The sequence below is a fragment of the Microbacterium sp. CFSPD4_SD4 genome (assembly GCF_057364585.1).
In genome coordinates this window covers 482,263-508,785 of the sequence record NZ_JBNFOC010000001.1, presented here as the reverse complement: position 1 = coordinate 508,785, position 26,523 = coordinate 482,263, and the positions used below count along the sequence as shown (strand labels likewise).

At 70.8% G+C, this 26,523-nt stretch carries 28 protein-coding genes and 2 pseudogenes; 14 read left to right on the top strand and 16 right to left on the bottom strand.

Annotation, left to right across the window (positions count from 1 at the left end; genetic code table 11):
* Positions 1-74 precede the first annotated feature (74 nt).
* Both AC2W7E_RS02550 and AC2W7E_RS02545 read left to right on the top strand, forming a co-directional pair.
* Complete coding sequence (locus tag AC2W7E_RS02550; protein WP_085607705.1) at positions 75-1,229, top strand: MalY/PatB family protein; 1,155 nt, start codon at positions 75-77, stop codon at positions 1,227-1,229.
* Positions 1,226-2,596, top strand: coding sequence for an MFS transporter (locus AC2W7E_RS02545; RefSeq protein ID WP_485988475.1), 1,371 nt, complete (start codon positions 1,226-1,228; stop codon positions 2,594-2,596). Before AC2W7E_RS02550 ends, AC2W7E_RS02545 begins: the two co-directional genes overlap by 4 nt.
* On the opposite strand, the gene AC2W7E_RS02540 is transcribed toward AC2W7E_RS02545, so the two are convergent.
* Positions 2,559-3,143 (bottom strand): TetR family transcriptional regulator, encoded by a 585-nt coding sequence (locus AC2W7E_RS02540; RefSeq protein WP_485988474.1) that lies wholly within the window; start codon positions 3,141-3,143, stop codon positions 2,559-2,561. The two genes, AC2W7E_RS02545 and AC2W7E_RS02540, sit on opposite strands and share 38 nt — an antisense overlap.
* A gap of 50 nt (positions 3,144-3,193) precedes the next feature.
* On the opposite strand from AC2W7E_RS02540, the gene AC2W7E_RS02535 reads away from it, so the two are divergent.
* Together AC2W7E_RS02535 and AC2W7E_RS02530 are read left to right on the top strand one after the other, a co-directional pair.
* Entirely contained in the window at positions 3,194-3,907 is a 714-nt protein-coding gene (locus tag AC2W7E_RS02535) for an energy-coupling factor ABC transporter ATP-binding protein (RefSeq protein ID WP_485988473.1), read from the top strand.
* Positions 3,904-4,497 carry a CbiQ family ECF transporter T component gene (locus tag AC2W7E_RS02530; protein ID WP_366215543.1) on the top strand — a complete coding sequence of 198 codons (594 nt, stop codon included), beginning with the start codon at positions 3,904-3,906 and terminating at the stop codon, positions 4,495-4,497. The genes AC2W7E_RS02535 and AC2W7E_RS02530 overlap by 4 nt, the downstream gene beginning before the upstream one ends.
* Before the next feature lie 3 nt (positions 4,498-4,500).
* Here AC2W7E_RS02530 and AC2W7E_RS02525 read toward each other — a convergent pair whose 3' ends face one another.
* From AC2W7E_RS02525 to AC2W7E_RS02510, 4 genes are all read right to left on the bottom strand, one after another.
* The gene (locus tag AC2W7E_RS02525; protein ID WP_485988472.1) at positions 4,501-5,808 is read right to left on the bottom strand and encodes an acyltransferase family protein; all 1,308 of its coding nucleotides are present in this window, start codon (positions 5,806-5,808) and stop codon (positions 4,501-4,503) included.
* Positions 5,809-5,904: 96 nt separating this feature from the next.
* Entirely contained in the window at positions 5,905-6,576 is a 672-nt protein-coding gene (locus AC2W7E_RS02520; protein ID WP_085607696.1) for a response regulator, read from the bottom strand.
* Positions 6,573-7,841 carry a sensor histidine kinase gene (locus tag AC2W7E_RS02515; protein ID WP_338566191.1) on the bottom strand — a complete coding sequence of 423 codons (1,269 nt, stop codon included), beginning with the start codon at positions 7,839-7,841 and terminating at the stop codon, positions 6,573-6,575. Before AC2W7E_RS02515 ends, AC2W7E_RS02520 begins: the two co-directional genes overlap by 4 nt.
* 5 nt (positions 7,842-7,846) lie before the next feature.
* Positions 7,847-8,500 (bottom strand): DedA family protein, encoded by a 654-nt coding sequence (locus AC2W7E_RS02510; protein WP_378871314.1) that lies wholly within the window; start codon positions 8,498-8,500, stop codon positions 7,847-7,849.
* Between the two features lie 131 nt (positions 8,501-8,631).
* On the opposite strand from AC2W7E_RS02510, the gene AC2W7E_RS02505 reads away from it, so the two are divergent.
* From AC2W7E_RS02505 to AC2W7E_RS02495, 3 genes and pseudogenes are all read left to right on the top strand, one after another.
* A complete protein-coding gene (locus AC2W7E_RS02505) occupies positions 8,632-10,230 on the top strand; it encodes an ABC-F family ATP-binding cassette domain-containing protein (RefSeq protein ID WP_025103638.1) in 1,599 nt (532 codons plus the stop codon).
* A 22-nt stretch (positions 10,231-10,252) separates the two neighbouring features.
* Positions 10,253-10,615 (top strand): annotated as a pseudogene (locus AC2W7E_RS02500) (pyridoxamine 5'-phosphate oxidase family protein); the annotation flags it as partial.
* The gene (locus AC2W7E_RS02495; RefSeq protein WP_485988471.1) at positions 10,585-10,845 is read left to right on the top strand and encodes a pyridoxine 5'-phosphate oxidase C-terminal domain-containing protein; all 261 of its coding nucleotides are present in this window, start codon (positions 10,585-10,587) and stop codon (positions 10,843-10,845) included. The pseudogene AC2W7E_RS02500 and the gene AC2W7E_RS02495, both read left to right, overlap by 31 nt.
* 176 nt (positions 10,846-11,021) lie before the next feature.
* Here the strand turns inward: AC2W7E_RS02495 and AC2W7E_RS02490 are convergent, their stop codons facing one another.
* From AC2W7E_RS02490 to AC2W7E_RS02475, 4 genes are read right to left on the bottom strand one after another with little or no spacing between them, the layout of a single operon-like run.
* Positions 11,022-11,831 (bottom strand): SURF1 family cytochrome oxidase biogenesis protein, encoded by an 810-nt coding sequence (locus tag AC2W7E_RS02490; RefSeq protein ID WP_366215547.1) that lies wholly within the window; start codon positions 11,829-11,831, stop codon positions 11,022-11,024.
* Positions 11,828-12,022: a hypothetical protein gene (locus tag AC2W7E_RS02485; protein WP_025103635.1), complete on the bottom strand. Its 195-nt coding sequence runs from the start codon at positions 12,020-12,022 to the stop codon at positions 11,828-11,830. The genes AC2W7E_RS02490 and AC2W7E_RS02485 overlap by 4 nt, the downstream gene beginning before the upstream one ends.
* The gene (locus tag AC2W7E_RS02480) at positions 12,019-12,363 is read right to left on the bottom strand and encodes a DUF3099 domain-containing protein (protein WP_025103634.1); all 345 of its coding nucleotides are present in this window, start codon (positions 12,361-12,363) and stop codon (positions 12,019-12,021) included. The genes AC2W7E_RS02485 and AC2W7E_RS02480 overlap by 4 nt, the downstream gene beginning before the upstream one ends.
* A 52-nt stretch (positions 12,364-12,415) precedes the next feature.
* Positions 12,416-12,919, bottom strand: coding sequence for a DUF4190 domain-containing protein (locus tag AC2W7E_RS02475; protein ID WP_338566184.1), 504 nt, complete (start codon positions 12,917-12,919; stop codon positions 12,416-12,418).
* Positions 12,920-13,059: 140 nt separating this feature from the next.
* Here AC2W7E_RS02475 and AC2W7E_RS02470 point away from each other — a divergent pair, with 140 nt between their 5' ends.
* The gene (locus tag AC2W7E_RS02470; RefSeq protein WP_485988470.1) at positions 13,060-13,770 is read left to right on the top strand and encodes a beta-ketoacyl-ACP reductase; all 711 of its coding nucleotides are present in this window, start codon (positions 13,060-13,062) and stop codon (positions 13,768-13,770) included.
* A 15-nt stretch (positions 13,771-13,785) separates the two neighbouring features.
* On the opposite strand, the gene AC2W7E_RS02465 is transcribed toward AC2W7E_RS02470, so the two are convergent.
* Genes AC2W7E_RS02465 through AC2W7E_RS02455 form a run of 3 tightly spaced genes read right to left on the bottom strand, consistent with a single transcriptional unit; the run spans position 13,786 to position 16,445 of the window.
* Complete coding sequence (locus tag AC2W7E_RS02465; RefSeq protein ID WP_485988469.1) at positions 13,786-14,481, bottom strand: alpha/beta fold hydrolase; 696 nt, start codon at positions 14,479-14,481, stop codon at positions 13,786-13,788.
* 38 nt (positions 14,482-14,519) lie between these two features.
* Positions 14,520-15,155, bottom strand: coding sequence for a phosphoserine phosphatase SerB (gene serB, locus AC2W7E_RS02460; RefSeq protein WP_485988468.1), 636 nt, complete (start codon positions 15,153-15,155; stop codon positions 14,520-14,522).
* A gap of 48 nt (positions 15,156-15,203) precedes the next feature.
* On the bottom strand, positions 15,204-16,445 hold the full coding sequence (locus AC2W7E_RS02455) for a glucose-1-phosphate adenylyltransferase (RefSeq protein WP_062634342.1): 1,242 nt from the start codon (positions 16,443-16,445) through the stop codon (positions 15,204-15,206).
* A 69-nt stretch (positions 16,446-16,514) separates the two neighbouring features.
* On the opposite strand from AC2W7E_RS02455, the pseudogene glgA reads away from it, so the two are divergent.
* The 3 genes and pseudogenes from glgA (at position 16,515) to AC2W7E_RS02440 (ending at position 18,879) form a co-directional block, all read left to right on the top strand.
* A pseudogene (gene glgA, locus AC2W7E_RS02450) lies at positions 16,515-17,698 on the top strand (glycogen synthase).
* 17 nt (positions 17,699-17,715) lie between these two features.
* Entirely contained in the window at positions 17,716-18,501 is a 786-nt protein-coding gene (locus tag AC2W7E_RS02445; protein ID WP_485988467.1) for an ABC transporter ATP-binding protein, read from the top strand.
* Between the two features lie 120 nt (positions 18,502-18,621).
* On the top strand, positions 18,622-18,879 hold the full coding sequence (locus tag AC2W7E_RS02440) for a type B 50S ribosomal protein L31 (protein ID WP_025103626.1): 258 nt from the start codon (positions 18,622-18,624) through the stop codon (positions 18,877-18,879).
* A 69-nt stretch (positions 18,880-18,948) separates the two neighbouring features.
* On the opposite strand, the gene AC2W7E_RS02435 is transcribed toward AC2W7E_RS02440, so the two are convergent.
* Genes AC2W7E_RS02435 through AC2W7E_RS02425 form a run of 3 tightly spaced genes read right to left on the bottom strand, consistent with a single transcriptional unit; the run spans position 18,949 to position 22,543 of the window.
* On the bottom strand, positions 18,949-19,233 hold the full coding sequence (locus AC2W7E_RS02435) for a hypothetical protein (protein ID WP_303709786.1): 285 nt from the start codon (positions 19,231-19,233) through the stop codon (positions 18,949-18,951).
* Between the two features lie 53 nt (positions 19,234-19,286).
* The gene (locus AC2W7E_RS02430) at positions 19,287-20,543 is read right to left on the bottom strand and encodes an alpha/beta fold hydrolase (RefSeq protein WP_485988466.1); all 1,257 of its coding nucleotides are present in this window, start codon (positions 20,541-20,543) and stop codon (positions 19,287-19,289) included.
* Positions 20,540-22,543, bottom strand: coding sequence for a DUF262 domain-containing protein (locus AC2W7E_RS02425; protein ID WP_485988465.1), 2,004 nt, complete (start codon positions 22,541-22,543; stop codon positions 20,540-20,542). The genes AC2W7E_RS02430 and AC2W7E_RS02425 overlap by 4 nt, the downstream gene beginning before the upstream one ends.
* A 176-nt stretch (positions 22,544-22,719) precedes the next feature.
* Here AC2W7E_RS02425 and AC2W7E_RS02420 point away from each other — a divergent pair, with 176 nt between their 5' ends.
* Entirely contained in the window at positions 22,720-23,493 is a 774-nt protein-coding gene (locus AC2W7E_RS02420) for a hypothetical protein (protein ID WP_025103622.1), read from the top strand.
* A gap of 182 nt (positions 23,494-23,675) precedes the next feature.
* Positions 23,676-24,179: a DUF3145 domain-containing protein gene (locus tag AC2W7E_RS02415; protein WP_025103621.1), complete on the top strand. Its 504-nt coding sequence runs from the start codon at positions 23,676-23,678 to the stop codon at positions 24,177-24,179.
* Between the two features lie 139 nt (positions 24,180-24,318).
* Here AC2W7E_RS02415 and yczR read toward each other — a convergent pair whose 3' ends face one another.
* Positions 24,319-25,722 (bottom strand): MocR-like transcription factor YczR, encoded by a 1,404-nt coding sequence (gene yczR, locus AC2W7E_RS02410; RefSeq protein ID WP_303709790.1) that lies wholly within the window; start codon positions 25,720-25,722, stop codon positions 24,319-24,321.
* Between the two features lie 95 nt (positions 25,723-25,817).
* Here yczR and yczE point away from each other — a divergent pair, with 95 nt between their 5' ends.
* Positions 25,818-26,495 carry a membrane protein YczE gene (gene yczE / locus AC2W7E_RS02405; RefSeq protein ID WP_485988464.1) on the top strand — a complete coding sequence of 226 codons (678 nt, stop codon included), beginning with the start codon at positions 25,818-25,820 and terminating at the stop codon, positions 26,493-26,495.
* The last annotated feature ends 28 nt before the right edge of the window (positions 26,496-26,523 follow it).

The window sequence follows — 26,523 nt, the reverse complement described above, 5'->3', positions numbered from 1 at the left end:
ACCAGACGAAGCGGGCGTGCCGGGCACGCCCGCTTCGACGTCTCCGCATCGACGCGGGGAGAATCGGAGGACGAATGCTGTCGGTGAAGGCCCTGCCGCTGTCGGAGCTGCGTGAGCGCACCAGCGAGAAGTGGCGGGAGTATCCCGAGGACGTGCTGCCCCTCTTCGTCGCGGAGATGGACTTCCCGCTCGCCCCGGCGATCACCGCCGCACTGCAGCGGGCGCTGGATCTCGGGGACACCGGGTACATCGCCTCGCGGACACCGCTGGCGGAGGCGTATGCGGGTTTCGCGGAGCGTCGCTTCGGCTGGCGCCCCGACCCGGCGCGGATGCGCAGCACGGCGGACGTGAGCATGGGCATCGTCGAGATCCTCCGTCGCGTCACGCAGCCGGGGGAGCGCGTCGTCGTCACGCCGCCGGTCTACCCGCCCTTCTACGACCTCGTCGCCGAGGCCGGTGCCGAGGTGCAGCGCGTCCCGCTGCGCGACACGGGGACCGGCTGGGAGCTCGACCTCGACGGGATCCGCGCCGCCTTCGAGGACGGCGCGACGGCCATGCTCCTCTGCAACCCGCACAACCCGACCGGCACCGTGCACGATCGGGAGACGCTGTCCGCGCTGGCCGAACTGGCCGAGGAGTACGGCGCGACGATCGTCTCCGACGAGATCCATGCGCCGCTCGCCCAGCCGGGCGCGGGATTCACGCCGTTCCTCGCCGTGAGCGACGCGGCGGCCCGCATCGGCTATGCGGTCGTCAGCGCGAGCAAGGCGTTCAACCTCGCGGGGCTGAAGTGCGCGCTCATGGTCACCGCCGCGGAGGAGACGTCCGCGGTCGTGCGCGACCTGCCGGTCGAGGTGGAGTGGCGGACGGGGCAGTTCGGTCTGCTCGCCGCCGTCGCCGCGTTCTCGGAGGAGAGCGACGCGTGGCTCGACGGCCTCCTGCGCACGCTCGACGAGAACCGTGTCCTGCTGGAGGACCTGCTCGCCCGTCACCTCCCCGCCGCCCGCTATCGCCTTCCGGACGCGGGATACCTCGCGTGGATCGACCTCTCCGCCCTCGGCTGGGGAGACAACCCCGCCCGGAAGATCCTCCGCGAGGCGAAGGTGGCGTTGCACTTCGGCCCGGCCTTCGGCGAAGAAGGGGCCGGGCACGTGCGACTCAACTTCGGCACGAGCCCGGAGGTCCTCACCGAGGCGATCGAGCGCATCGCCGCGCTCGTCGAGCGATGACGGCGGCGGATCCCACCGCCACGATCTGGGACCGCAGCCGGTTCTGGGTGACCCTGGGTGCCGTCGCCCTGATCTTCCTCGCCGCGATCGAGGCCCTGGCGGTGACCACGGTCATGCCGATCGTCAGCGACGCCTTGGACGGGGAGTCGCTGTATGCGGTCGCCTTCGCCGGCACGCTCGCGACCAGCGTGATCGGGATGGTCGCGGCGGGGTCCTGGTCGGACACGCGTGGTCCGCGCGGCGCGCTGTACGCCGCCGTCGCCCTCTTCATCCTGGGGCTGCTGATCTCCGGGTTCGCGACGACGATGCCCCAGTTCCTGATCGGACGACTGGTGCAGGGGCTGGGCGCGGGTGGGCAGACGGTGGCCCTGTACGTCGTGGTCGCGCGGCTGTATCCGCCGCACCTGCACGGCCGGGTGTTCGCGGCGTTCGCGGCCGCCTGGGTGGTCCCGTCGATGATCGGACCCTTCCTCGCGGGAGCGGTGGCGGAGTACCTCGATTGGCGCTGGGCGTTCCTGGGCGTGGCGGTCCTGACCGCGATCGCGTTCTCGATGATCGCGATCCGTCTGCGGGGTGTCGATCTCGGCCGCGGGGAGCCGCAAGACCGCCGGGCCTTGCTCACCCGTCTGCTGCTGGCCGTCGTCGTGGCGGTGCTCGCGGTGGTGATCGGACTGTCCGCCGAGCTGGATCCGGCGATCGGGTGGCCGGTGGCACTGGGGGCCGTGCTCGCGATCGGCGTCGTCGTGCTGCCGCTCCTGCCACGACGGACGCTGCGCGCGGGTGCCGGGCTCCCCAGCGTCGTGCTCATGCGCGGGATCGCAGCCGGGGCGTTCTTCGCCGCCGAGGCCTACATCCCGTACCTGCTGATGCGGAAGTTCGACTTCTCCGCGACCTGGGCCGGAGTCGCCCTGATGCTCGCGGCCTTCGCCTGGGCCGGGGCGTCGGCTGCGCAGGGCCGCTACGGTGAGCGGCTGGGCAATCACCGCATCACGGCGCTCAGCCTCGGCGCACTGCTCGTGGCGATGCTCTGCGTCCTGGCCGCAGCGGCGTTCGATGCCTCCCCGGTCTTCGTGATCGTCGGGTGGGCGTTCGCCGGGGGCGGCATGGGGCTGCTGTATCCGCGGCTCACCGTGCTGACGCTGGCCTACTCAGACGAGACGAACCAGGGATTCAACTCCTCGGCGCTGTCGATCTCGGATGCCACGGGTTCGGCGGTGGCCATCGCGCTGGCGGGGCTCGCCGTCGCCACCCTCGGCGGCGGCGCGGACGCGTTCGCCGTCGTGTTCGTCCTCGGTGTCGGGCTGGTGCTGCTCGCGGTGATCCCCGGGCTCAGGCTCGGGCACGCCGCGGAGTCATCGGTGCGCTGAGCTCGCCGGCCAGGGCGAGGACGCCGAGGTCGAACACCCGGTCCAGGCCCGCGGTGACGTCGACCTCGCCGGAGGCCGGGAGTGCGCCATGGCTGTCGGCGTGCATCCGCTGCTGGACGAGGGTGGCATGGCCGAGCACGAAGTGCAGGATCGCCGCCCCGCGATCCTCGGCGTGAGTGGCGCCCTCGGCGTGGAGGGCGGCGACCAGGGCGTCGCGGGCATGCGCGGAGCCGAGCTGGAGCGCGTACGTGCTGAGGACGAGCTCGGCGCCGTCCCGGTAGGCGAAGAGGGCGTCGCGGAGCGCGCGGGCGGTCGCGAGGACGCCCTCCGCTCCGTCTGGGACGGTCGCCGTGATCCGATCGGCGAGGCCGGCAAGGAGCTCCTGCTTGTTCGCGACGTGCCAGTAGAGAGCGCTCGGCTGCACGTCGAGCCGGGCCGCGATCCGGCGCATGGAGAGATCGGCCAGCCCCACCTCGTCGAGAAGGGCGAGGGCGGTCCGTGCGACGCTCTCCCGATCGTGACGGGCGGGATTCGTCTCGGGACTCATGCCCCCACTATAGTGAACGGCGTTCAGGTGAACGGTGTTCAGGAGGATGCATGCGCTGGCGGGAGCGGGACGCGACGACGATCGCGGAGCCGGGGACGCTGCGTCTCGACGGCGTGGGCGTGACCGTCGACGACCGCGTGCTGCTCGACGACGTGACGCTGGAGCTCACCGCACCGCGCATCGCCGTGATCGGAGCGAACGGCTCGGGGAAGTCGACGTTCGCCCGGCTGCTGAACGGCCTCATGACGCCGACCACGGGAACGGTCACCGTCCACGGCCTCGACACGCTCCGGGAGCGGACCGCCGTGCGCCGTCGGGTGGGCTTCGTCTTCACCGATCCGGATGCCCAGATCCTGATGCCGACTCCAACCGAGGATCTCGCGCTGTCGCTCCGAGGGCGGCCCCGTGACGAGATCGCCGCCCGCGTGCAGGAGACCCTGGAGCGGCACGGTCTCGGTGCCCACGCCGACATCCCGGCGTCGTCGCTCTCGGGAGGACAGAAGCAGATGCTGGCCCTCGCCGCGGTGCTCCTCGCCGAGCCGGCGCTGATCGTGGCGGACGAGCCGACGACACTCCTCGACCTGCGCAACGCGCGGCGGATCGGAGACCTCCTTCTGTCGCAGGAGGCGCAGGTGCTGATCGTCACCCACGATCTCGAGCTCGCGGCCCGCTGCGACACGGCCGTCCTGTTCGACGGCGGGCGCGTCGTCGAACAGGGAGAGCCCGAGGCGGTCATCGCACGCTACCGCCGGTTGTGCGCATGATCCTGCCGTCCCCGGTCGGTGCGGGACTGATGCATCGGGTGCCGGCCGGTCCGAAGCTCGCCGGGCTCGCCGTCGCGGCGCTCGCGTTGACGCTGTTCCCGCACGGGCCGCTCAGCATCGCGGTCTGCCTCGCGACCGTGCTCGCGCTCTACCCGATCGCGGGGGTGCCGCTCTCCGCCGCGGTGACGGAGCTGTGGCGGCTGCGTGCGGTCCTGCTCGTGCTCGCGATCGCCCTCGCCGTCTTCGTGTCTCCCGTCGCCGCCTGGGTGAGCACCGGGCGGGTCGCCGTGCTGCTGCTGCTCGCCGCCCTCCTCACCCTGACCACGCGCATGTCCGATCTCCTGGCCGTGCTGCAGCGCCTCCTGTGTCCGCTGCGGCGCGTCGGGGTCGATCCGGAGGCGGTGTCGATGGCGGTGTCGCTCACGCTGACCATGGTTCCCGTCGTGGCCGGACTCGCGCAGCGGGTGCGGGACGCGGAGCGCGCACGAGGAGTCCGCCTGGGCGTGCGCGGCGTGGTGCCGCTGCTCGTGCTGACGCTGCGCCACGCGGATCAGGTCGGCGATGCCCTCGCGGCCCGCGGGGTCGGCTGACGGTCACACCAGGACGGGGCTTTCGGAGCGTCCCGCCAGCCGCAGCGCCGCGACCAGGAGCAGCACCGCGAGGGCGGCGGTGGAGACGGTCGTGCCGAGGACGAGCAGCAGCACCACTCCGGTGAGGCCGAGGACGGTTCCCACGGCCAGGCGGCGCCGCGAGGACGTGGCCTGCGGCGAGGGGTGATTCTCGAACCGGTCGACACGGACCGCGACCATCGCGGTGAGGACGACAGCGGTCAGGAGCCACAGCGGGCGGGCGGCCCACCACTCCGCGCTGTCGAGCGCGGGCAGAGTGAATCCGCCGAGGAGAGCGACCAGCGCCGTCGCCCCGGCCATCGCCAGCAGCACCGGCATGTGCCAAAGGTAGATCGTCATCGTCCGCCGGGTGACGAAGGCGGTGAACGCGGCCACCGGACGGCGACGACTGAGGCGCCCGATGTGCGCCCGGTACAGGGAGAACAGGATCGTGTGGATCAGCCCGACCAGCAGCAGGGCGAACGTGGGCGGGTTGATGTTGGCGATGAGGTCGGGGGAGTACGCGCCGATGAGGAACAGGGCGACGAGCACCCCGAGGGCGCCGATGCCGATCGTGACGCGGGTCCGGCGACGAAGGGCGTCCACGCGGCCGTCGGCGAGGAGGAATCCCAGCTGCTGCATCGTCAACCACACGAAAGCGAGGTTGAGGAAGCCCACGGCGTCCGTCCCGGTCACGGCCCGCAGGACATCGACCGCCACGGCCGCACCCGCGAGGAGGGTGATCGTACGCAGGGGCGCGCGGTCGTGCAGGGCGACGAACGCGGGGAGCAGCGCCTGACACAGCAGGAAGACCCCGAGGAACCACAGCGGCTGTGCGTATCGGAAGCCGGCGACGGCGATGAGATCCGGCGCGACACCGAGGACGGTGAGCACCGCGAGCGCGACCCCGACCGCGCCGACCGTGAACAGGGCCGGGCGCAGGAGCCGGTGCACCCGACCGGCCACGAAGGCGGTCGCGCTCCCGCCGCGGGCGCGGAGGCGGCGGTACGCGAGGAGCCCGGAGAATCCCCCGATCACGAAGAAGAGCGGCATCACCTGCAGCAGCCAGCTCAGCGGGGCGATCCAGCTCGTGCCGTCGCTCGCATTCTCGAACACCGGCCCGGTCTCGGACACCGTGACCCCGACCATGACGGCGTGCAGCAGGACGACGCCGAGCACGCAGACGGCGCGCACGACGTCGATGCCGGTGTCGCGGTGACCCGCGTGGCCGGATGAAGCGGGGGCGGGGGCGGGGGCGGGGGTGCTGAGGCGTGGAGCCGCGGCGATGACCATGAGTCCTCCTGGGAACGGTGTCCTCGGAGGCTATGGAGGCGGTGGTGGGCGGGACATCACTCCGTGGTGCCGTCCTGACCCCTACGCAGGGGTGACTCAGGCGGAGGGCTCGACCAGGCCGGTGTCGTAGGCGAGGATGACGGCGTGCACGCGGTCCCGGAGGCCGAGCTTCGCGAGCACCTTGCCGACGTGGGTCTTCACGGTCTGCTCCGCGATGAACAGGTCGCCGGCGATCTCGGTGTTCGACCGGCCCTTGCCGATGAGGACGAGGACCTCCCGCTCGCGGTCGGTGAGTTCGGCGAGGGCCGTCGCCGACCGCCGCGAGGCCGGCCGCCGTCCGGCGAACTGCTCGATCATGCGCCGGGTCACGCTGGGGGCGAGGAGCGCATCGCCGCCGGCCACCACGCGGACCGCATGGACGAGCTCCTCCGGCAGAGCGTCTTTGAGGAGGAACCCGCTGGCCCCGGCGGCGAGGGCGTCGTAGACGTAGTCGTCGATGTCGAAGGTGGTGAGCATGAGGATCCGCGGCACGTGCGCGGCAGGGTACGACGGACCGAGGATGCGGCGGGTGGCCTCGATGCCGTCGAGCTCCGGCATGCGGACGTCCATGAGGATGACGTCGGGATCGAGCCGCGCGGCGAGCGTCACGGCCTCCGCGCCGTCGGCCGCCTGGCCCACCACGCGGATCCCCTCGTGCGCGTCCAGCAGGGCGGCGAAACCGGCGCGGACCATCGCCTGGTCGTCGGCGATGAGCACGCTGATCGTCACGGGTTCTCCTTGTCTTCCGCCGAGGCGGTCGGGGTGGGCGGTACGGCCGTTGCAGACAGCGGCAGGGCGGCCTCGACGGTCCAGCCGCCGTCGTCGGAGGGCCCGGCGGCGAGGCTTCCGCCGAGCAGTTCGGCGCGCTCGCGCATTCCCCGGAGGCCGTAGCCGCCGGAGGGGCTCTCGGTCGCCTGCGGCGGTGCGGCGTTGTGCACACGGATGTGCAGGGCATCGGCGTCGGCATGGAGGCGGACGGTGACGCGGGCACCAGGCGCGTGGCGGACGGCGTTGCTCAGCGCCTCCTGCACGATGCGGAAGGCGGCGATCTGCACGCCGGGTCCCGCCGCGGAGGCCGCTTCCATCCCCTCCAGCACGAGGCCGACCTCCACCCCTGCCCGGCGGATCGTGTCGACGAGGGCCGGAACGTCGTCCAGTCCCTGCTGCGGTGCGAGCTCGGCGTGCTGGTCCTCGGTGCGGAGCACGCCCAGCATGCGCCGCATCTCGGTGAGCGACGTGCGCGCTGTGGCGGCGATGTCGTCGAACTCGGCGGCGGCCTCGGCGTCGAGGTCCGCGATCCGGTAGCGTGCGGTCGACGCCTGCACCTGGATCACCGACATGCTGTGCGCCACGACGTCGTGCAGCTCCCTGGCGATCCGGGTGCGCTCCTCCACGAGAGCGCGCCGGGATTCCTCCAGCGCGCTGTGCTCCTTCTCCCTCGTGAGCTCCGCGGCGACACGCACGCGACCGGCGACGAGGACGGCGATGAGCAGCATCGCGGCAGCGACCGAGGTCGTCACGATGAGATTGGCGGTGGCGCTGCCGGAGCTCGCCGGCGTCGCGACCATGTCCGGGCGCAGCAGCGGCGCCGTCAGCGAGGTCAGTGCGCCGATCACGAGGGTGAGGCCTCCGAGGCGGGCTCCCTGCACGAAGGACATCACGCCCACGAGGAGGACGAAGGCCAGGAGCGCCGGTACCGACCAGGGCCAGGGGGAGTGGATCGCGCGCGCCGGCTCGACGAGGAGCGGCAGCAGGAAGGCGCCGGCGGCGAAGACGACGATCGCCGTCCGCGGCCGGGAGGGGACGAGGAGGGGAGCGCCGCACACGGCGGCGCCGAGCAGGAAGGACAGGGGCAGCGGCGTGCCGGAGAGCACCGTCTGCAGGGAGACGAGGAGCGCGTACAGCACGACGACCGCCGCAGTCAGCGCCACGAGGGCGCCGGTGCGACGGCTCATCCGTGGCGGGCGCGGGGTGCGCTCTCGGCGGCGTGCCATGCGTCTCATCCTGCCAGGTGCGCGACCGGCGTACGGCGTCGGCGGAGCGCCGCGATCCGGTCGATGATCACACCGACGAGCAACGCGACGACGATGCCGATCGCGGCGCTGAGCACGGGCTGGTCGTGCAGCCAGGCGCCGGCGAGCAGCCCGATCGCGAGGCTGAACACGCTCCAGCTCACACCGGCGATGAGGCTCAGCGGGAGGAACCGCCGCCAGGGGAACCCGAGCGCTCCGGCGGACATGTTCACCGCGACGCGTCCGATCGGGATGTAGCGGGCGCCGAGGATCAGCGTGGCACTGCGGCGGTCGAGGGCGTGCTGCGCGAAGGCGAAGGCGGCGGCGACGCGGGGGCGCCGCATCCAGGCGAATCTCGTCGTGCCCAGTCGGCGGCCGATGAGGAACGCGATGTTGTCGCCGATCGCGGCGCCCAGGGCGGCGACGGCACCCAGCAGCACGATGTCGCCGTCACCGGTGGACGCGGCCACCGCCGCCGCGGCGACGAGGACCGTCTCGCTCGGGACCGGCGGGAAGAACCCGTCGATCACGGTCACCGCGAACAGCACGGCGTACAGCCAGGGGGAGGCGATCGCCTGCAGGATGAGATCGTTGAGGATGTCCACTCCGGCACCGTAAGCAGCGGGTGGGGAGAGGGACATCACTCCGGGGTATCGCCTCGGTCACCCTGGAGAGGGATATCCGTGGCGGGCGTCGCCACAGGCGCGGCGGCATATACTGGTTGGCTGGCCGCTCGGCCATCACCCTCCTCCCGAACGAACGGACGTCCGCTGTGCTTGCCGTGCACGACCTCGAGATCCGCGTTGGCGCGCGCCTGCTGATGGAGAACGTCTCGTTCCGTGTGTCCGACGGCGACAAGATCGGCCTCGTCGGACGCAACGGTGCGGGCAAGACCACGCTCACCAAGGTGCTCGCCGGCGACGTGCTGCCCTCGGGTGGCACCGTCACCCGGTCGGGTGAGCTCGGCTACCTGCCGCAGGACCCCCGTTCGGGCAACCCGGAAGACCTCGCCCGTACCCGGATCCTCGATGCCCGCGGCCTCGGTCAGCTCAACCTCGGCATGACGGAGGCCTCGCTCGCCATGGGCTCCGACGACCCCGCGGTGGCCGCCAAGGCGATGAAGCGCTATGCCGCGCTCACCGAGAAGTTCGAGGCGCAGGGCGGCTACGCGGCCGAGGCCGAGGCGGCGTCGATCGCGCACAACCTCTCGCTGCCGGACCGCATCCTCGACCAGCCCCTGTCGACCCTCTCCGGCGGCCAGCGTCGTCGCATCGAGCTCGCGCGCATCCTCTTTTCCGACGCGCAGACGATGATCCTGGATGAGCCGACCAACCACCTCGACGCGGACAGTGTGGTGTGGCTGCGCGAGTTCCTCAAGAACTACAAGGGCGGGCTGATCGTCATCAGCCACGATGTCGAGCTCGTGGGCGAGACCGTCAACCGGGTGTTCTACCTCGACGCCAACCGCCAGGTCATCGACATCTACAACATGAACTGGAAGAACTATCTGCGGCAGCGCGCTGCGGACGAGGAGCGTCGCAAGAAGGAGCGGGCCAACGCCGAGAAGAAGGCGACGACCCTGCAGCAGCAGGCGGCGCGCTTCGGGGCGAAGGCGTCGAAGGCGGCAGCAGCGCACCAGATGCTCGCGCGCGCCGAGAAGCTCCTCTCCGGGCTGGAGGACGTGCGCCAGGAGGACCGCGTCGCGAAGCTGCGGTTCCCGAAGCCCGCCCCCTGCGGCAAGACCCCGCTCATGGCATCCGGGCTGTCGAAGTCGTACGGCTCACTGGAGATCTTCACCGACGTCGACCTCGCGATCGACCGCGGATCCAAGGTCGTCGTGCTCGGTCTCAACGGTGCGGGGAAGACGACGCTGCTGCGCATGCTGGCAGGTGTCGACAAGCCGGACACCGGGCAGCTCGAGCCCGGACACGGTCTCAAGGTCGGGTACTACGCGCAGGAGCACGAGAACCTCGACGTCAGCCGCTCGGTCCTCGAGAACATGGTGTCGGCCGCTCCGCACATCACGGAGACGGAGGCCCGCAAGGTCCTCGGCTCCTTCCTGTTCACCGGTGACGACGTCCTCAAGCCGGCGGGTGTGCTGTCCGGAGGCGAGAAGACCCGGCTGTCGCTGGCGACGCTCGTCGTGTCGTCCGCGAACCTCCTCCTGCTCGATGAGCCCACGAACAACCTCGATCCGGCCTCCCGCGAGGAGATCCTCGGGGCGCTGGCCCACTACGAGGGCGCGGTGGTGCTCGTGTCGCACGACCCCGGCGCGGTGCAGTCGCTGAACCCCGAGCGTGTCCTCATCCTGCCCGACGGCGTCGAGGACATCTGGAGCCAGGAGTACCAGGACCTCATCGAGCTCGCGTAGCGGGTCGTGGCATAGTCGGAGGATGGCGGCGCACCCGATCCTTCCTCCCTCGGAACTCGCGGCGTGGTTGCGTGCGCAGCCCACCCTCACCGGGACGGCGCCGCCGCTGCACCTCGACGACCTTCCCGACGATCCGGTGCTGCTCTTCCGGGAGTGGCTCCGCGCGGCGGCCGCGGCCGGCGTCCCCGAACCGCATGCGGCGACGCTGGCGACGGTGGACACGGACGGCATCCCGGACGCGCGCACCCTGATCCTCAAGGACGTGGACGCGCGCGGCTGGGCGTTCGCCGGGGCCCGGTCCTCCCGGAAGGCCGCGCAGCTCGACGCGCATCCTGCTGCGGCGCTGAACCTCTGGTGGCAGCCGCAGCGGCGTGCCGTGCGCGTACGGGGAACCGTGCACGAGGCGTCGGCGGCCGAGAGCGACGCCGACCTCGCGGCCCGCTCCGAGAGCGCCCGCGCGGTCTCCGACCGGGGGACTGGGTGCTGTGGCGGGTGGTTCCGACGCGGGTCGAGTTCTGGCAGGGGGCGTCCGACCGGAACCACACCCGGATCGTCTATGACGTCGTCGGCCGCGTATGGCGGCATGCCGTCACGGGCTCTGCTCGCGAGCGCTAGACATCGAGATCGACCGGAGGCGCCCCGCAGGCGGGGATCGAAATGGTGCGTGCCGACGGTCCAAGAGGCCCGTTTCCCATCCTGCGTCGGCCGGGCGGTCCGTCCGGGATCGAAAGGGTGCCGGGCAGCGCAGCGTCCGGCGCGTTCTCGCGCTCGCGTGACGCTCGGCGGGTGCGTCAGCGCGCGTCGAGCAGTTCGTCCTCGGCGTCCGCGTCGCGGTCGCGGCGTTTCGGTGCCTTCGCCGGTGCCGGCTTCCCCTCGACCTCTTCGCGGTGCTTCACGATCTCCGTGCGGATGATGTACCCGATGAAGATGAAGCCCATGATGGCGAACAGGATCCACTGGATCGCATAGGACAGGTGCGGACCCGGGTCGTCGGTGGGGGACTCGAAGCCGCCCAGCGCGGCATCCGCGGCGGGCTGTTCCTCGACCAGGCGTCCGTAAGCACCGGTGATCACCTCGTCGCCGACGAGGTCGGCGATGGACGGGAGGTGGATCGTGGGCACCTGGCCCTCCGGAGCCCCGCGTCCGGACCCGGGAAGCGGCTCGCCGGGACGCAGGCGGACGGTCACCGTGACCTCGCCGGACGGTGGAGAGGGGACAGCGTCCGGGAGCTCGCCCTCGCCCGGTGCCACCCAGCCGCGGTCGACGATGAGCACACGACCGTCCGTGTCGCGGAAGGGGACCAGCACCTCGAACGCGCTCGTTCCGCCGTGGGGACGGTTGCGGACCAGGAGCTGCTCGTCGGCGAGGTACTCGCCCTGCAGCGTGACGGGGCGCCATTCGTCCGCGGGGTCGAGCTCGTCGTCGGCGACCACGTCGGCGAGGGGGACGGCCGGGGCATTGTAGTTCTGCTCCACCAGCGCGATCTGCTCAGCGCGGGATTCGTTCCTCTCGAACTGCCAGTTGGAGAGGAAGACGCAGGCGATCGCGAAGCCGATGGCGATGAGGACGTACACGCCCCAGCGGGTCAGGCGGTTGCTCATGAAGGCACCCCGTCTCGCACCGTCACCGGGAAGTCCCGCGCGGCGAGGTAGTCGTGGAGGAAGCCGACGTGCTCCTCGCACGCCAGCCAGATCTTCTCGCGATCCGCGGAGTGGATACGCGGGTTGCGCCAGACGACCTGCCTCGTGGCCGCGCTCCGGCAGCCGGCGCGCGAGCAGATGAGCGCGCTCATCGGTCGGTGCGGCCTTCGCGGATGGTGATGACGTCGGGGGCGGTCTCCGGAGCGAGCGATGGTGCGGGCGGCGCGTCGATCTCGCGCATCGGCGACTCGGCGGCGGTCTCCGTGCTGTCGCTGCCGGCGTTCGCGAAGACGACGGCGATGTACGGGAGCACGGCGGCGGCCAGCGCGAACACCCAGGTCCACCAGCCGAACGGCTGCACGAAGAACATCAGCCCGAAGCAGACGATGCGGATCGTCATCGTCAGGGCATACCGGCGCACACGATGGTCTCCCTCATCCCGCGGGGACTGCGGCAGTGAGGTGACGGCCGGGACTCGACGTGCGTTCTTCACGATGGTTCCAGCCTACGCCGCCGTGGCGACATCGGCATGCCCGGGCGAGGCGTCAGCTCGCGAAGACGAACGGCAGGGTGAAGGCGCCGAAGACGACGAGGCCGATGATCGTCGAGACGATGGTGAAGACCAGCACGCCGATCATGACGTAGCCGAGGATGAGCCCGGCGATCGCCATGCCGCGGCCGCCGAGACCGGGAGTGCGACGGATCTGCCCGAGCGCCATGTGACCGGTGATCACGGCCGCGATCGAGGCGAGCATCGGCACGATCGCCCAGAACAGCACGACACCGGCGATGCCGCAGACGAGGGAGGTGATCGCGAGTCCGCTGGACGGCCGCGCAGGCGCGGCTCCATACGGTTGCGGGGCCGCGTACTGCTGCGGGGCCCCGTACTGCTGAGGCGTCGAGTACTGCTGAGGCGCCGAGGACGGCTGCGTGGCGGCGTTCGCCGGCGGTGCCGGCGGGAACCCCGGGTACGCCGGGGCGGAACCGGGAGCCGGGGGGAAGGCCGGGGGCTGCTCGCCGGACGAACCGGAGATACGGGGATCGCTCACGCTGGTGCCTTTCGTCGCCCTCAGAGTCCCAGGAGGCTCCCGGTCTGTCAAACCGTCATCGTGAAGGCGGCCCGGCAACGTCGCTAGGATCGATCACGGCCCGGAACCCCGGCCCTTGACCCCAGACCCAGGAGTGTCCCATGAGCGCGGAGCGCGTCGTCCTCGTCACCGGAGGCAACCGCGGCATCGGCCGCGCCATCGCCGAGCGCTTCGTGCGGGAGGGCTACCGGGTGGCGGTGACCGCTCGCAGCGGAGAGGGTCCGGAAGGCACCCTGACGGTGCGCGCCGACGTCACGGACGCCGCCGCTCTCGACGCGGCCTTCACCGAGGTGGAGCAGCAGCTGGGTCCGGTGGAGATCGTCGTCGCCAACGCCGGGATCACCAAGGACACCCTGCTCATGCGCATGAGCGAGGAAGACTTCGACAGCGTCGTGGCCACGAACCTCGGCGGCACCTTCCGCGTCGTCAAGCGTGCGTCGAAGGCGATGCTGCGGGCACGGTTCGGACGGGTCATCCTCATCTCCAGCGTCGTGGGCCTGTACGGCTCCGCCGGGCAGACGAACTACGCCGCCTCCAAGAGCGCGCTGGTCGGTTTCGCCCGCTCGCTCACGCGCGAGCTCGGCGGGCGCGGCATCACGGCCAACGTCGTGGCACCCGGCTTCATCGAGACCGACATGACGGCGGAGCTCCCCGAGGAGACGCAGAAGCAGTACAAGGCGAACATCCCCGCGGGGCGGTTCGCGACGCCGGATGAGGTCGCGGGCGTCGTGACCTGGTTGGCGAGCGACGACGCCGGCTACATCTCGGGCGCCGTCATCCCGGTCGACGGCGGTCTCGGCATGGGGCACTGACCCCAGCGGTCCTCGTCAGCGATCGATCGCGCGCACGAGGAGCTCCGCGAGACGCTCGGGCGCCGAGAACTGCGGCCAGTGTCCCGAGCCGATCCGGACGACCTCGGCGTCGCCGATCGCCCGATACTCCTCGGCGTACGGACCCCACTGGCTGATCACCGCGTCGAAGGCGTCCTGGTCCAGCCCTCCCATCAGCAGGGTGACCGGGATGCGGTACCGCGCCGGGTCGCTCAGTGCGAGCTCGTCCGTCGGCACGCGCGCGGGCACGCTGTGGGTGAGCGCGGCCGTCCTCGCACGGGTCTCGTCGTCCAGATCGTGCACGTCCTCATCGGGGAAGAAACCCCAGCCCGGGAACGGGACGACGCCGTCCTGCACCGGGAACTCGCTGATGCCCGAGCCCGGGGGCGGCGGCACGGTGTCGACGAAGACGACCCGGGTCACGCGGTCCGGTCGCGCGTCGGCGACGCCCCAGGCGACGTTGCCTCCGCCGCTGTGTCCGACGACCACCACGTCGCCCTCCGCGGCATCGACGGCGGCGACCGCGGCGGCGACCCAGTCGTCGATCCCGACACTCGCCGCCGTCTCCGCAGACGCGTCGAGCCCGGGCATGGTCAGCGGACGAGGGCGGTGGCCGGCGCGCTCGAGGGCAGGCACGACGTCGTCCCAGCTGGAGGCGTCGAGCCAGAGGCCGGGAATGAGGATGATGTCCATGACCCGACCGTAGACCCGGCCACGGACATCGGCCAGCGTCAGGGGAGGAGCGGGATGACCGTTCCGAGGTCGACGGGGCCGATGACCAGGCTCGCGGACTCGCGGACGGCGGGCTTGGCGTTGAAGGCGAGCCCCAGGCCGGCGACCGCCATCATCGGGAGGTCGTTGGCGCCGTCGCCGATCGCGATGGTTGCGTGCGGCGCCACGCCGAGCTCCTCGGCCCAGGTGCGCAGCCAGAAGGCCTTGGCCGCGCCGTCGACGATGTCACCGTCCACCCGCCCCGTGAGTGCGCCGTCGGCGACCTCGAGGCGGTTCGCGCGCCACCGGTCCACACCGAGTCCCGGCGCGACGTCGTCGAGGATCTCGTGGAATCCGCCGGAGACGACGCCGACGACGCCGTCTCGTGCGTGCACGGCGGCGGTGAGGTCGCGGACGCCCGGAGTCGGCTCGACGCGGGCGCGAACGCGGGCGAACGCCTCGACGGGAACGCCCGCGAGGGCAGCCACCCGGGAGCGGAGGCTGGTCGCGAAGTCGATCTCCCCGCGCATCGCGGCTTCCGTGGCCGCCTGCACCTCGGTGCGACGGCCGGCCTCCTCGGCGAGGAGCTCGATCACCTCGTTCCGGATGAGCGTGGAATCGGCATCGAGGACGACGAGGAATCGCGCGGTGGTCACCCCCCGAGCCTAGCGACCGGGGGACCGGCGCCCACGCCGCATGACGCGTCAGCGTTCGATGAACACGCCCTTGCCCACGACTGTGATCCCCGACTCCGTGACCGTGAACCCGCGGGCGAGATCGCGTTCGCGGTCGACGCCGACCGTGGCGCCGTCGGCGAGCACGACGTTCTTGTCGAGGATCGCGCGGTGCACGCGGGCGCCCTGACCGACGTGGACGTGATCGAACACCACGGAGTCCGTGATGGTCGAGCCGCCGCCGGCCAGGGTCCACGGCCCCACGACGCTGCGTTCGAGGTGCGTGCCGGAGAGCACCGACCCCAGCGAGACGATCGAGTCGATCGCGTTGCCGATCCGCCCTACGGAGTCGCGGACGAACTTCGCCGGCGGGGAGTTGACCGCCTGCGAGTGGATCGGCCACTCCATGTTGTAGAGGTTGAAGATCGGGAGCGTCGAGATCAGGTCCCGGTGCGCGTCGAAGAACGAGTCGATCGTCCCCACGTCGCGCCAGTACGAGCGGTCGCGCGGGGAAGACCCCGGGACCTCGTTCTGCTTCATGTCGTAGTAGCCGGCCTCGCCGCGGTCGACGAAGTACGGGACGATGTCGCCGCCCATGTCATGACTCGACGTCGGCAGCTCGCCGTCGGCCTCGACCGCCGCGATGAGGGCGTCCGTGTCGAAGATGTAGTTGCCCATGGAGGCCAGCACTTCGTGCGGGGAGTCCGCCAGACCCGTGGCGTCGGTGGGCTTCTCGAGGAACTGCCGGATGCGTCCGGACTCCGGGTCGGCGTCGATGACCCCGAACTGGGACGCCAGGGCGAGCGGCTGACGGATGCCCGCGACCGTCGCCTTCGCGCCGGACTCGATGTGCGCCTCGAGCATCTGCCGGAAGTCCATCCGATAGACGTGGTCGGCGCCGATCACGACGACGATGTCGGGCTTCTCGTCGTTGATCAGGTTCATGCTCTGCAGGATCGCGTCGGCGGATCCGGAGAACCACCGCTTGCCGAGCCGCTGCTGGGCCGGGACCGAGGCGACGTACGAGTCGAGCAGCGCCGACATCCGCCACGTCTGCGAGATGTGCCGGTCGAGGCTGTGCGACTTGTACTGGGTCAGGACGACGATCTGTCTCAGCCCGGAGTTGATGAGGTTCGAGATGGCGAAGTCGATCAGGCGGTACTGGCCGCCGAACGGGACGGCCGGTTTTGCGCGGTCGGCCGTCAGCGGCATGAGTCGCTTGCCCTCGCCGCCGGCGAGGATGATCCCGAAGACCTTCTTTGGAGCGGACATGGGTCCACCATAGATCCCGTTCGGCGCGGGGAACTAGCATCTGGACAACCCGCTCGATAGCGTCTAGGCATGCGAGTCGAGATGATCACCAAGGAGTATCCGCCGGAGATCTACGGAGGCGCGGGTGTGCACGTCGCCGAACTCGTCTCCGCACTGCGTCGGGACATCGATGTGACGGTGCGAGCATTCGGCGCGCCGCGCGACGAGGAGGGCACCTTCGCCTACCGCGCTCCCGAGAGCCTCTCCGCCGCCAACCCGGCGCTGCAGACGCTCGGAACGGACCTGGAGATCGTGTCGGCCATCGCGGGTGCCGACGTCGTGCACAGCCATACCTGGTACGCCAACTTCGCCGGACACCTCGCCTCCCAGCTCCATGGGATCCCGCACGTGCTCACGGCGCACAGCCTCGAGCCGCTGCGGCCGTGGAAGGCCGAGCAGCTCGGGGGCGGCTACGCCGTGTCGAGCGGCATCGAGAAGCTCGCCTACGAGAACGCCGCCGCGGTGATCGCCGTGAGCGCCGGCATGCGCGCGGACATCCTCCGCAGCTATCCGCAGGTCGACCCGCGCGGGTCCGGGTGATCCACAACGGGATCGATGTGGAGCGCTGGCGTCCGGTGCAGGATCCGGCCTTCCTCTCCTCGATCGGCATGGATCCTGACCGCCCCTCGGTCGTCTTCGTCGGACGCATCACACGGCAGAAGGGTCTGCCCTACCTTCTGCAGGCGGCACGGCTGCTGCCGCCCGAGGTCCAGCTCATCCTCTGCGCCGGTGCTCCGGACACGCCGGAGATCATGGCGGAGGTCCAGGAGGGGGTGCGGCTGCTGCAGCAGACCCGAGAGGGCGTGGTGTGGATCGAGCGGATGCTGCCGCGGGACGAGCTGTCGGCGATCCTGGCAGCGGCGACCACCTTCGTCTGCCCCTCCGTCTACGAGCCGCTCGGGATCGTGAACCTCGAGGCCATGGCGTGCGGAGCCGCCGTCGTGGGAACGGCGACCGGCGGCATCCCCGAGGTCGTCGACGACGGCGTGACGGGCCGGCTGGTCCCCATCGAGCAGGTGCAGGACGGCACGGGCACACCGACCGACCCCGACCGCTTCGTCGCCGATCTCGCGGCGGTCCTCACCGAGGTCGCCACGGATCCGGCGCGGGCGCGGGAGTACGGGGAGGCCGGTCGGGAGCGGGCCCGCACGCAGTTCAGCTGGGGCGCGATCGCCGACGAGACCCGCGCGCTCTACGCAGAGCTGTCCGCCTGAGCCGATAGGCTTGCGGTATGCCGATCGCTCTGGAGTTCACCGACGTCGTCGTGCGCCGAGAGGGGCGCAACATCATCGATCACGTGACCTGGCAGGTCTCTGACGATCAGCGATGGGTGATCCTCGGGCCGAACGGTGCGGGGAAGACGACCCTGCTGCAGCTCGCCGACACGCTGATGCACCCCACCTCGGGCACGGTCACCGTCCTCGGCGAGACGCTCGGACGCGCGGACGTCTTCGAGATCCGTCCGCGGATCGGGTTCGCGTCGTCGGCCATGGCCAAGCGCATCCCGCGCGACGAGACGGTGCTCAACACCGTCCTCACGGCGGCGTACTCCGTGCTCGGGCGCTGGAACGAGAGCTACGAGGACATCGACGAGCGGCGTGCGCTGCGTGTGCTGGGCGACTGGCGTCTCGCGCACCTCGCCGACCGCACCTTCGGCACGCTGAGCGACGGCGAGCAGAAGCGCGTGCAGATCGCCCGGGCGGTCATGACGGACCCGGAGCTCCTGCTGCTCGACGAGCCGACGGCCTCGCTCGACCTCGGCTCGCGCGAGGAGCTGCTGGCTCTGCTCGGCGGCTATGCGTCGGCGCCGACGACGCCCGCGATGCTCATGGTCACCCACCACGTCGAGGAGATCCCCGTCGGGTTCACGCACGTGCTGCTGATCCGCGACGGCGCCGTGGTCGCCGCGGGCCCGATCGCGGAGACGCTCACCGCGGAAGCCCTCGGCGAGACCTTCGGCATGCCGATCGCGCTCAGCAGCGAGGACGGGCGCTACTCCGCCCGCGCCGCCTCCTGACCTCGGTTCCGATGGGTTACTGAGCTTGTCGAAGTACTGGTAGAATCGATCCTTGGTGCGTTCGGCACCACAGACTTCCCTCGTCCCTGGCACAATCCAGGGCAGCAACAAAGGAATCCCATGAAGACTGACATTCACCCCGAGTACAAGGCTGTCGTGTTCCGCGACCTGGGTTCGGGCGAGACCTTCCTCACCCGCTCCACCGTCACGAGCGACAAGACGATCGAGCTGGACGGCGTGGAGTACCCGGTGATCGACGTCGAGATCTCGTCGGCCTCGCACCCCTTCTACACGGGCAAGCAGCGCATCATGGACTCGGCCGGCCGCGTCGAGAAGTTCAACCAGCGCTTCAAGGGCTTCGGCGGCTCCTCCAAGTAAGACCGCCCACGAAGGCCCCGTACTCCTCGGAGTGCGGGGCCTTCGTCATGCGCGGGGTGGGCGAGTCGCTCAGACGTCGATGACGATGCGTCCGCGCTGGATGCGGCCCGGCGGATCTCCGGGGGTCGGCGCCGGGGCCGTGCGCCGGGTCTGCCGGTCCCGCTCCTGGCCGGCCTCGTGCGCGGTGGGGGACCACACCGCGTCGAAGACGCCGACGAGCCCTCCCGAGCCGGCCTGCTCGTACTTCTCCTCAACCGGACGACGGGAGAGGGAATGCCGGATGCCCACGAAGAACAGCACCGGCCCCGTGCCGAGCACGAGGACGATCGTGGTCCACCCGAGCAGATGCTCCATGGCCCCAGGATAGATCGCGGAGCGCGGCGGTGGCATCCGTCGCGCGGCGGAGGTCAGCGGATGCGGCGTCCGTGGGCGAGGTCGATCAGCCGCTCCAGCACGGGTCCCGTCCGCAGGCCGTTGTGCTCATGCTCACTCGTCACCCAGGGCGTCACGCCGGGGAGGAGACGGGCGGTCTCCAGCGAGAACTCCAGGGGCACATACACGTCGTTCACGTAGACGGCGGCCGCGCCCGTCGCCCCGGAGGCGGCGAGGGCGGCGGTGTCGTAGATCCGCGGCCAGGGGTGCTCCGCCAGGATCGACGTCACCTCCCGCCAGGGCTGCAGCGCCGGGACGGTGTCGGCCCACTCGCGGCGGATGTGCTCGCCCGTGAAGAGCGTTGGATCGTCGCGGAAATCGGTCGGCTCGACGCGCTCGGCGGACCACCGCGTGGTGTGTCCGTTCGCATAGCTCGACTCGTGGAAGGCGTAGTACAGCGGGTTGCGGCCGCCGAAGGGCATGGCGTGCTGGAGGTCGTGCCGGAAGGCGTTGGACGCGGGATCCCGTTCGAGCAGCGACCAGACCGTCTGCCAGCCGTCGTCGGTGCCGAGAGCGGAGCCGACGGAGCGCAGGCGGGAACGTGACACGACCTCGCCGTCGGGAAGGACGAGCTCACCGGCGTCCGCGAGATCGATCAGGCGTCGCATGACGTCGCGGTGCTCCGGGAAGCGCCGGTAGTACCGCTCGGAGGCCGTGCGCATGTGGTCGTAGCAGAGCGCGTACACCTCGTCCGGATCGCGCTCGACCGTGCTGAGACCGCCGGTGATGAAGACGTCGTCGAGGGAATCCGCGTGGGTCGACAGGTACGCCAGCGTCGTGAACCCGCCGAACGACTGCCCGAGGACGCTCCAGGTCGATGCCCCCAGATGCTCCCGCAGTGCCTCGCAGTCGCGCACGATGGCATCGGCACGCAGGTGCGTCAGGTGCTCGGCGACGGCTTCGGCGCCCTGCGCGAGGTCGCCGTCGCCGACGGGGGAGGAGAGGCCGGTGCCGCGCTGGTCCAGGAGCACGAGCCGATACTGCGCGAGGGCCTGATCCAGCCAGGCCGGCGCCGTGGAGGAGTGGAAGGGGCGCGGCGCCTCGTGGCCCGGCCCGCCCTGCAGGAAGACCAGGTAGGGGAGCGCCTCGCCGCCCTCCCGTGCGACGACGCGGGCGAACACATCGATCGTGCGGGTGTCTGCCGGGTCCTCCCAGACGAGGGGGACCGTGAGCGTGTGCTCCTCGATCGCAAGGTCGAGCAGGCGGCGGCGGATGACAGTGGTCATGGTCACATCACATTCCCGATGTAGGAGTACTTCACGAAGACCTCGGCGGCGATACCGGACTCGTCGAGGACGCCCTGGACGGCCGTCATCATGTAGTTCGAGTCCCAGCCCATGTAGAGGAAGTGCGTGTCATCGAGGTCGTCCCACTGCCCCTTCCACGCCTTGTCGCGGTAGATCGGGCCGCCGTGGGTCGCGCAGTACGCCAGAGCGGCCTCGGTCGTGTCGGTCCAGGCGCGACGGAACACGCGGTTGAACAGGTGCTTGACGTCGTACACCTCCCACCGCTCGCCGCGGTACTCCACGTAGTCGAACTCGCGCTCCCACCCCGCGGGCCAGCCGCGGCGGCGCACGGCGTCGAGGATCGGGGTGAGGCCGTCGTCGTCGATCTCGGGCAGCGCGGGTCGTGCCCACACGCGGACGAGGTCGGCCGTCAGCGCCACCGTTCGTGCGGTGATGGCCGCCGTGCCCCAGGATTCCTCCGCGGCGAGGGCACGGGTGGCCGGCACCGCGCTGCGGGCGTAGGCCTCATCGCGTTTGGCGGGGAAGGAAGCGCCGAACACCCGCTCCGTCAGCCCCTGCTCCAGGAGCGTGAGGTTGCCGAGGGTGGGTGCGAGGGCACGGTGGCTGTTCTGCTCGTCCTCGGAGTACTCGCTCCAGGGACGCACGCCGTCGCCGGACCAGGCGTCGCCGGGGACGGCCGGCACGACGTGCTCGACGTCGAAGCCGTCCACGTCGTCGACGCCCTCGAGCCGGCCGAGCACGTAGGCCGGATACGGCAGCTCGCTGTACTTGAGCACGGCGCTGACCCGCTCGTCCGACGGGGTGATGCGCGCGATGGCGCGGGCGAGGGCGTCGTGTCCGTCGCGACGGGCACGGCAAAGACGGGCGATCAGGCGTTCGGCGGGAAGGTTCACGAGCGCGCGACGGAGGAACATCGCCTGCAGCCACTCGAGCGTCTCGAGGAGCTGACTCCGGTCGATGAGGCCACGCGCGTGATCGCTGTAGGCGCTCATGACCAGCGGGGAGGAGGAGCGTCCGAACGTGTTCACGTACCTCAGCTGCCGCGCGATCTCCGGGTCCTGCTCCTTCGTCGGATCGAGGAGGATGCCGTAGATCTCCGCATAGTGCCGCCACGTCTCGGCGTCGGCCTGGAGGTGGGCGACGTCGACGCGCGGGAACGACTGGCGGAAGGCGCTGTACACGCCGTGCTCGCCGTTCGCCGCCACCTCACGCCCCGTCACGAGCACGAGGTAGTGGCGCCAGAACGCGCCGATCGCCTCGCCCGTGTGCTGCTCGATCGGCAGCCAGAACCGCGCTTCCACATCCAACTGCTCGGCGTGGTTCAGCCCCATGAGGATGTAGTTGTGGATCAGCTCGTGATCCCGCAGCGGCTCGCCGGTGGAGTTCAGGCTCTCGAAGATCTGCTGCGCGTTGGCCTGGGCGCCGAGCGTGATCGAGACGTGCTCCAGGCGCTGCAGCCCCTGCCAGATGAACGGCACCTCGTCGGCATGGATCTGGCTGCGGAAGAACGCGTAGTTGTCGTCGAAGCGCGATTCGCGGTCGACGTCGTCCCGGCGATCGAGCACGACCGACTCGTAGAGATCGGCCCAGGCGTCGTGCGGACGGAGCTTCGTGCGCTCGGGATCGTCGGGGCGGACCAGCACGCGGGCGAGGTCGGCGGCGAGCTCCGGATCGCGGTCGCGCACCGAGTGATGCAGCGCGGCGACGAGGAGCATGAGCGTGGTGAGGCGCTGCTGCCCGTCGATGAGGATGAGGTCGGCGTCCGGACCGGAGCCGTCCTCGGCGGAGAGGATCGAACCGATGAAATGGCGATGCGCGTCGTCTTCCGCGGCCACCGCCCTGACGTCGGAGAGGAGCCGCTCGCAGCCGCCGATGTCCCAGCGGTACTGCCGCTGGTAGACCGGGACGACGATGGTCGTGCGTCCCGCCGCGAGCCATTCGATCGTGTTGACTGCCGTCGCCTCGACGTTGGTCGCGGTGCTCATGCTGGTGTCTCGTCCTCCCGTAGCGACAGGCGCCACGGACGCGCCGGGTGCCCCGCCCAGTCTATTCGCTTATCCACGGCGACCCTCCGGGGGAGCGCCAGGTCCCGCTGTTAGCCTTGCCTTATCAGGGCCTGTTAAAACGTGCTGGCCCCCGATGAAAGGAACATGACTCGATCATGGGATACATCAAGTCCGCAGCGCTGGAGGAGAAGGGCTTCGTCGTCCTCGACAGCTACGACCAGGAGGCCGACCCCAAGGAGTGGCTCGACATCGAGTACGTCGACTGGAAGTCCTCGGGCGACACCCGGTTCGCGCCCCTCGCCAGCGCCTTCGGCGACATCGAGTGCAACGGCTTCTGGAACCACAAGCCGCCGCGCACCGACAAGGACGGCGTCTGGATCGACGAGCAGACCGCCAAGGCCCCGAACCTCACCCGTCGTGCGCAGGAGCCCGGTGCGAACGTCGGTCGCTGCCGCGTCATCGAGCTGCAGCCGACCCCGTACGGCGACTGCCTCTACAACCTCCACCAGGACGACAACAACCGCCTGAACCCGGACGGCACCGGCTGGGTCGTCCGCGGGTTCTTCAACCTGACGGACGACAAGGACAGCTACTTCGTCCTGCGTGAGAACCGCACGGACCCCAGCATCGAGTACCGCATCGCCCTCCCGGCGGGTGCGCAGCTCATCGTCGACACCCAGCGCCTGTGGCACGCGGCCACGCACAACGGCACCGACCCGCGCTACTGCCTCATCACCTCGTGGACCTCCGGTCCCGAGCTCGACGCCTACATCGAGAAGTACCACGGCACCGACGACGTCCCGAACGTCGAGGTCCCGCAGGACGTGCTCGAGTTCGGCTACGCCGAGCAGGCCCGCAAGGACGCCGCTCGCGCGGCCTACTACGCCGCGAAGGGCCAGCAGGTCAAGCAGGCCATGAGCGAGGCCTGAGCTGGGTCGCTGAGCTCGTCGAAGCGCCCGAAGGCCCCGGTCCACGGACCGGGGCCTTCGTCGTCGAATCACACGCTTGTGATTTCGCGGGAACTCGGCGAGAATGGGCGCACAACCGCATACTCTCGCCACTTCGTGGTTCAGGTCGTAGGGGAAGACGCACCTGATGAAACGGAGAGATCATGGCGACGGCTTACGCACGCGGAGTGGTGTTCATCCACTCGGCGCCTCGCGCGCTCTGCCCGCACCTGGAATGGGCGGTGGGTCGCGCTATCGGGCGTGCGGTGAACTTCGACTGGACCGAGCAGCCCGTGCTGACCGGCGCGCGCCGCGCCGAGTTCTACTGGGACGGTCCCGTCGGTACCGGTGCTGCCCTCGCGACCGCGATCCGGGGCTGGGAGCACCTCCGATTCGAGGTGACGGAAGACCCGACGCCGCGCAGTGACGGCGGTCGGTGGCTGCACACGCCGGACCTCGGCATCCACTACGCCCAGACCGATGCCGCCGGCAACATCGTCATCGGCGAGGACCGCATCCGCTACGCGATGGAGATCGCCGCGGGCAACGCCGTCGAGCTGCAGCGCGAGCTCGACATCGCCCTGGGCTCCGCCTGGGACGAGGAGCTGGAGCCCTTCCGTCACGCCAGCGACGACGCGCGCGTCGTCTGGCTCCACAAGGTCGGCTGACCGACCGTCGATACCGGGAGCGCGGAGGCGTGAGTATCGGATTCCGGTGAGTGATCCCGGACGCTGAGAAGACGAATCCGCGCTCCGCTCGACGAAGACCCCGCCCCGGGAGACCGGGCGGGGTCTTCGTCTGCGCCGGTCAGATCACGGCCGCGTGCGCGAGGTCGTCGACGGTGTTCACTCCACCGCCGCGCACGTCCGCCCAGGCCTGCGCCAGGCGCGTCATCGCCTCCGTCGCACGCTCGGGCGGGAGCGTGATCGGGATCCGGAGTCGCCGCTCCAGCACGCCGCCGGTCGTGAAGCGCGGTCCGGGCGGCAGGATGAGTCCCCGTTCGCGGGCAGCGAGGGAGAGGGTCGTCGACAGGGGAGCGCCGAGATCGATCCAGGCGGAGAGGCCGCCGGGCGTCTCCGGCATCCGCATCCCCGGGATCCCGGCGATTCCCGCGGTCACGGCCTCCCGTCCGGCCGTGAGGCGTCGCCGGACGTGCTGGGTCAGTGCCGGGACGTCGTCGAGCAGCTCCACGGCGATGCACTGCTCGAGGAGGGCCGTGCCGAGCTCGAACGAGGGGCGGACGGCCAGCAGCCGGGCGATGACCGAGCGCTCGGCGCGGATCCAGCCGATGCGCATGCCTCCCCACGCGATCTTCGACATCGATCCCACCGTGATCACGTTCGGGCCCTCGGCTGCCATCGGCGTCGGGGCCCATCCCCGGTCGATGTCCAGCTCCGCCGTCGTCTCGTCGACGATCAGGTGCGTGCCGGTGTTGCGGGCCGTCGTCGCGATCCGGGACCGCTCCTCCTGCGGCAGCGTCGCTCCGGTGGGGTTGTGGAAGTCCGGGATGAGGTACGCGACGTGCGGGCGCGCTGTCCGCAGGGTGTCGGTGAGGTGGCGGGCGTCCCAGCCATCGGTGTCGACCGGCGTCGGCACCAGACGGTAGCCGTGCCGGTGCAGAGCCTCGAGCGCATGCGGGAAGGTCGGCTGCTCCACGAGGGCGCGTTCGCCGCGGCGGCCGATCGCCGTGAGGATGAGGTTGACGGCGTTCAGGGCGCCCGAGGTGATCATGATCTCGTCGGCCGAGGTCGCCGCGCCGCGTTCGGTGAATCGGCGGGCCACGGCTTCTCGGAGCTCGGGAAGGCCCTGCAGCGAGTAGCCGCTCGTCCCGCGCAGGGCCGCCAGCCGGGGGAGGGAGCGCACGGTCGCGTCGTACAGGCCGGGGGTCGAGTCCATCGAGGCGATCGACAGGTCGATCGCCGCGTCGTCCGCGTCGGGGGCGGCGGCCGCCGGGCCGTGCGGGAGGGTCACTCTGGTGCTTCCGCCATGATGCCGGGACACGTAGCCACCGGCCTCGAGAACGCCGTAGGCGCGGGTGATGGTCGAGCGTGACCGCCGCAGCTCGAGCGCGAGGGCGCGCTCGCTCGGCAGTCGCTCGCCGACCGTGAGGCGTCCGTCGAGGATGAGGGCCCTGATGCGGTCGGCCAGGCCCGACGCTGAGGCGTCGTCGATGTCCTGGGTGCCGAGCTGGGTGACGAGACGGGAGGCCATGCCTCCAGCCTGCCGCAAAGTGGCCTTCCATGTGCAGACCACTTTTCGCTCAGTGGTCGGCCTCGTCCCGCCTTCGTGCGGGCCACGATGGAGAGATGCTCTTCCGTGCCGTCTTCCTGCCCTTCACCGCGACCAGCCGCCGAGACCTGGCCGAGCGGCTGGCGCAGCTCGTGGGCGGGCTCTTCCTCTACGGCGTCGCCCTCGGCTTCATGGTGCGCGGCGGGATCGGCGTCGCGCCCTGGGACGTGCTCTCGCTGGGTGTCGCACGCTGGACGGGACTCGGGTACGGACTCGTCACGGTGCTGATCTCGATCGTCGTCCTGCTGCTGTGGATCCCGCTCCGTCAACGGGTGGGTCTCGGCACCCTGCTCAACGCGCTGCTCATCGGCCCGTTCGCCGACCTCACCCTCCTCGTGCTGCCGGCTCCGCCCTCCGTGTGGGTGGGGGCGCCCATGTTCGTCTTCGGACTCGTGCTGCTGGCGTTCGCGACCGGGCTCTACATCGCGGCGGACTTCGGCCCCGGACCGCGCGACGGACTCATGACGGGGCTCGTCCGGGTGACCCGATGGCCGGTCTGGCTGGCGCGGACGGTCATCGAGGGGTCCGTGCTGCTGATCGGCTTCCTGCTCGGCGGTCCGGTGGGCGTCGGCACCGTACTGTTCGCCTTCGGCGTCGGCCCGTTGATCGGCTGGTTCCTCCCGCGGATCGAGCGCCGCCGCCGGGAGCGTTCGCAGCGCCTCGCCGTCGGGGCCAGCGCGCCCCTGGGTCCCTGAGCCCGTCGAAGGGCCGGAGCGGACCGCG

What these genes read in the sequence shown, in the direction of transcription:
- AC2W7E_RS02530 (WP_366215543.1), top strand. Translation starts at nt 3,904, where the DNA reads ATGATCCTGCCGTCCCCGGTCGGTGCGGGACTGATGCATCGGGTGCCG.
- AC2W7E_RS02510 (WP_378871314.1), bottom strand. Translation starts at nt 8,500, where the DNA reads ATGTCCCTCTCCCCACCCGCTGCTTACGGTGCCGGAGTGGACATCCTC.
- AC2W7E_RS02490 (WP_366215547.1), bottom strand. Translation starts at nt 11,831, where the DNA reads ATGAGCAACCGCCTGACCCGCTGGGGCGTGTACGTCCTCATCGCCATC.
- yczR (WP_303709790.1), bottom strand. Translation starts at nt 25,722, where the DNA reads ATGGCCTCCCGTCTCGTCACCCAGCTCGGCACCCAGGACATCGACGAC.
- AC2W7E_RS02535 (WP_485988473.1), top strand. Translation starts at nt 3,194, where the DNA reads ATGCGCTGGCGGGAGCGGGACGCGACGACGATCGCGGAGCCGGGGACG.
- AC2W7E_RS02525 (WP_485988472.1), bottom strand. Translation starts at nt 5,808, where the DNA reads ATGGTCATCGCCGCGGCTCCACGCCTCAGCACCCCCGCCCCCGCCCCC.
- AC2W7E_RS02440 (WP_025103626.1), top strand. Translation starts at nt 18,622, where the DNA reads ATGAAGACTGACATTCACCCCGAGTACAAGGCTGTCGTGTTCCGCGAC.
- yczE (WP_485988464.1), top strand. Translation starts at nt 25,818, where the DNA reads ATGCTCTTCCGTGCCGTCTTCCTGCCCTTCACCGCGACCAGCCGCCGA.
- AC2W7E_RS02420 (WP_025103622.1), top strand. Translation starts at nt 22,720, where the DNA reads ATGGGATACATCAAGTCCGCAGCGCTGGAGGAGAAGGGCTTCGTCGTC.
- AC2W7E_RS02540 (WP_485988474.1), bottom strand. Translation starts at nt 3,143, where the DNA reads ATGAGTCCCGAGACGAATCCCGCCCGTCACGATCGGGAGAGCGTCGCA.
- AC2W7E_RS02435 (WP_303709786.1), bottom strand. Translation starts at nt 19,233, where the DNA reads ATGGAGCATCTGCTCGGGTGGACCACGATCGTCCTCGTGCTCGGCACG.
- AC2W7E_RS02545 (WP_485988475.1), top strand. Translation starts at nt 1,226, where the DNA reads ATGACGGCGGCGGATCCCACCGCCACGATCTGGGACCGCAGCCGGTTC.
- AC2W7E_RS02515 (WP_338566191.1), bottom strand. Translation starts at nt 7,841, where the DNA reads ATGGCACGCCGCCGAGAGCGCACCCCGCGCCCGCCACGGATGAGCCGT.
- AC2W7E_RS02465 (WP_485988469.1), bottom strand. Translation starts at nt 14,481, where the DNA reads ATGGACATCATCCTCATTCCCGGCCTCTGGCTCGACGCCTCCAGCTGG.
- AC2W7E_RS02445 (WP_485988467.1), top strand. Translation starts at nt 17,716, where the DNA reads ATGCCGATCGCTCTGGAGTTCACCGACGTCGTCGTGCGCCGAGAGGGG.
- AC2W7E_RS02455 (WP_062634342.1), bottom strand. Translation starts at nt 16,445, where the DNA reads ATGTCCGCTCCAAAGAAGGTCTTCGGGATCATCCTCGCCGGCGGCGAG.
- AC2W7E_RS02425 (WP_485988465.1), bottom strand. Translation starts at nt 22,543, where the DNA reads ATGAGCACCGCGACCAACGTCGAGGCGACGGCAGTCAACACGATCGAA.
- AC2W7E_RS02470 (WP_485988470.1), top strand. Translation starts at nt 13,060, where the DNA reads ATGAGCGCGGAGCGCGTCGTCCTCGTCACCGGAGGCAACCGCGGCATC.
- AC2W7E_RS02485 (WP_025103635.1), bottom strand. Translation starts at nt 12,022, where the DNA reads ATGAGCGCGCTCATCTGCTCGCGCGCCGGCTGCCGGAGCGCGGCCACG.
- AC2W7E_RS02550 (WP_085607705.1), top strand. Translation starts at nt 75, where the DNA reads ATGCTGTCGGTGAAGGCCCTGCCGCTGTCGGAGCTGCGTGAGCGCACC.
- AC2W7E_RS02415 (WP_025103621.1), top strand. Translation starts at nt 23,676, where the DNA reads ATGGCGACGGCTTACGCACGCGGAGTGGTGTTCATCCACTCGGCGCCT.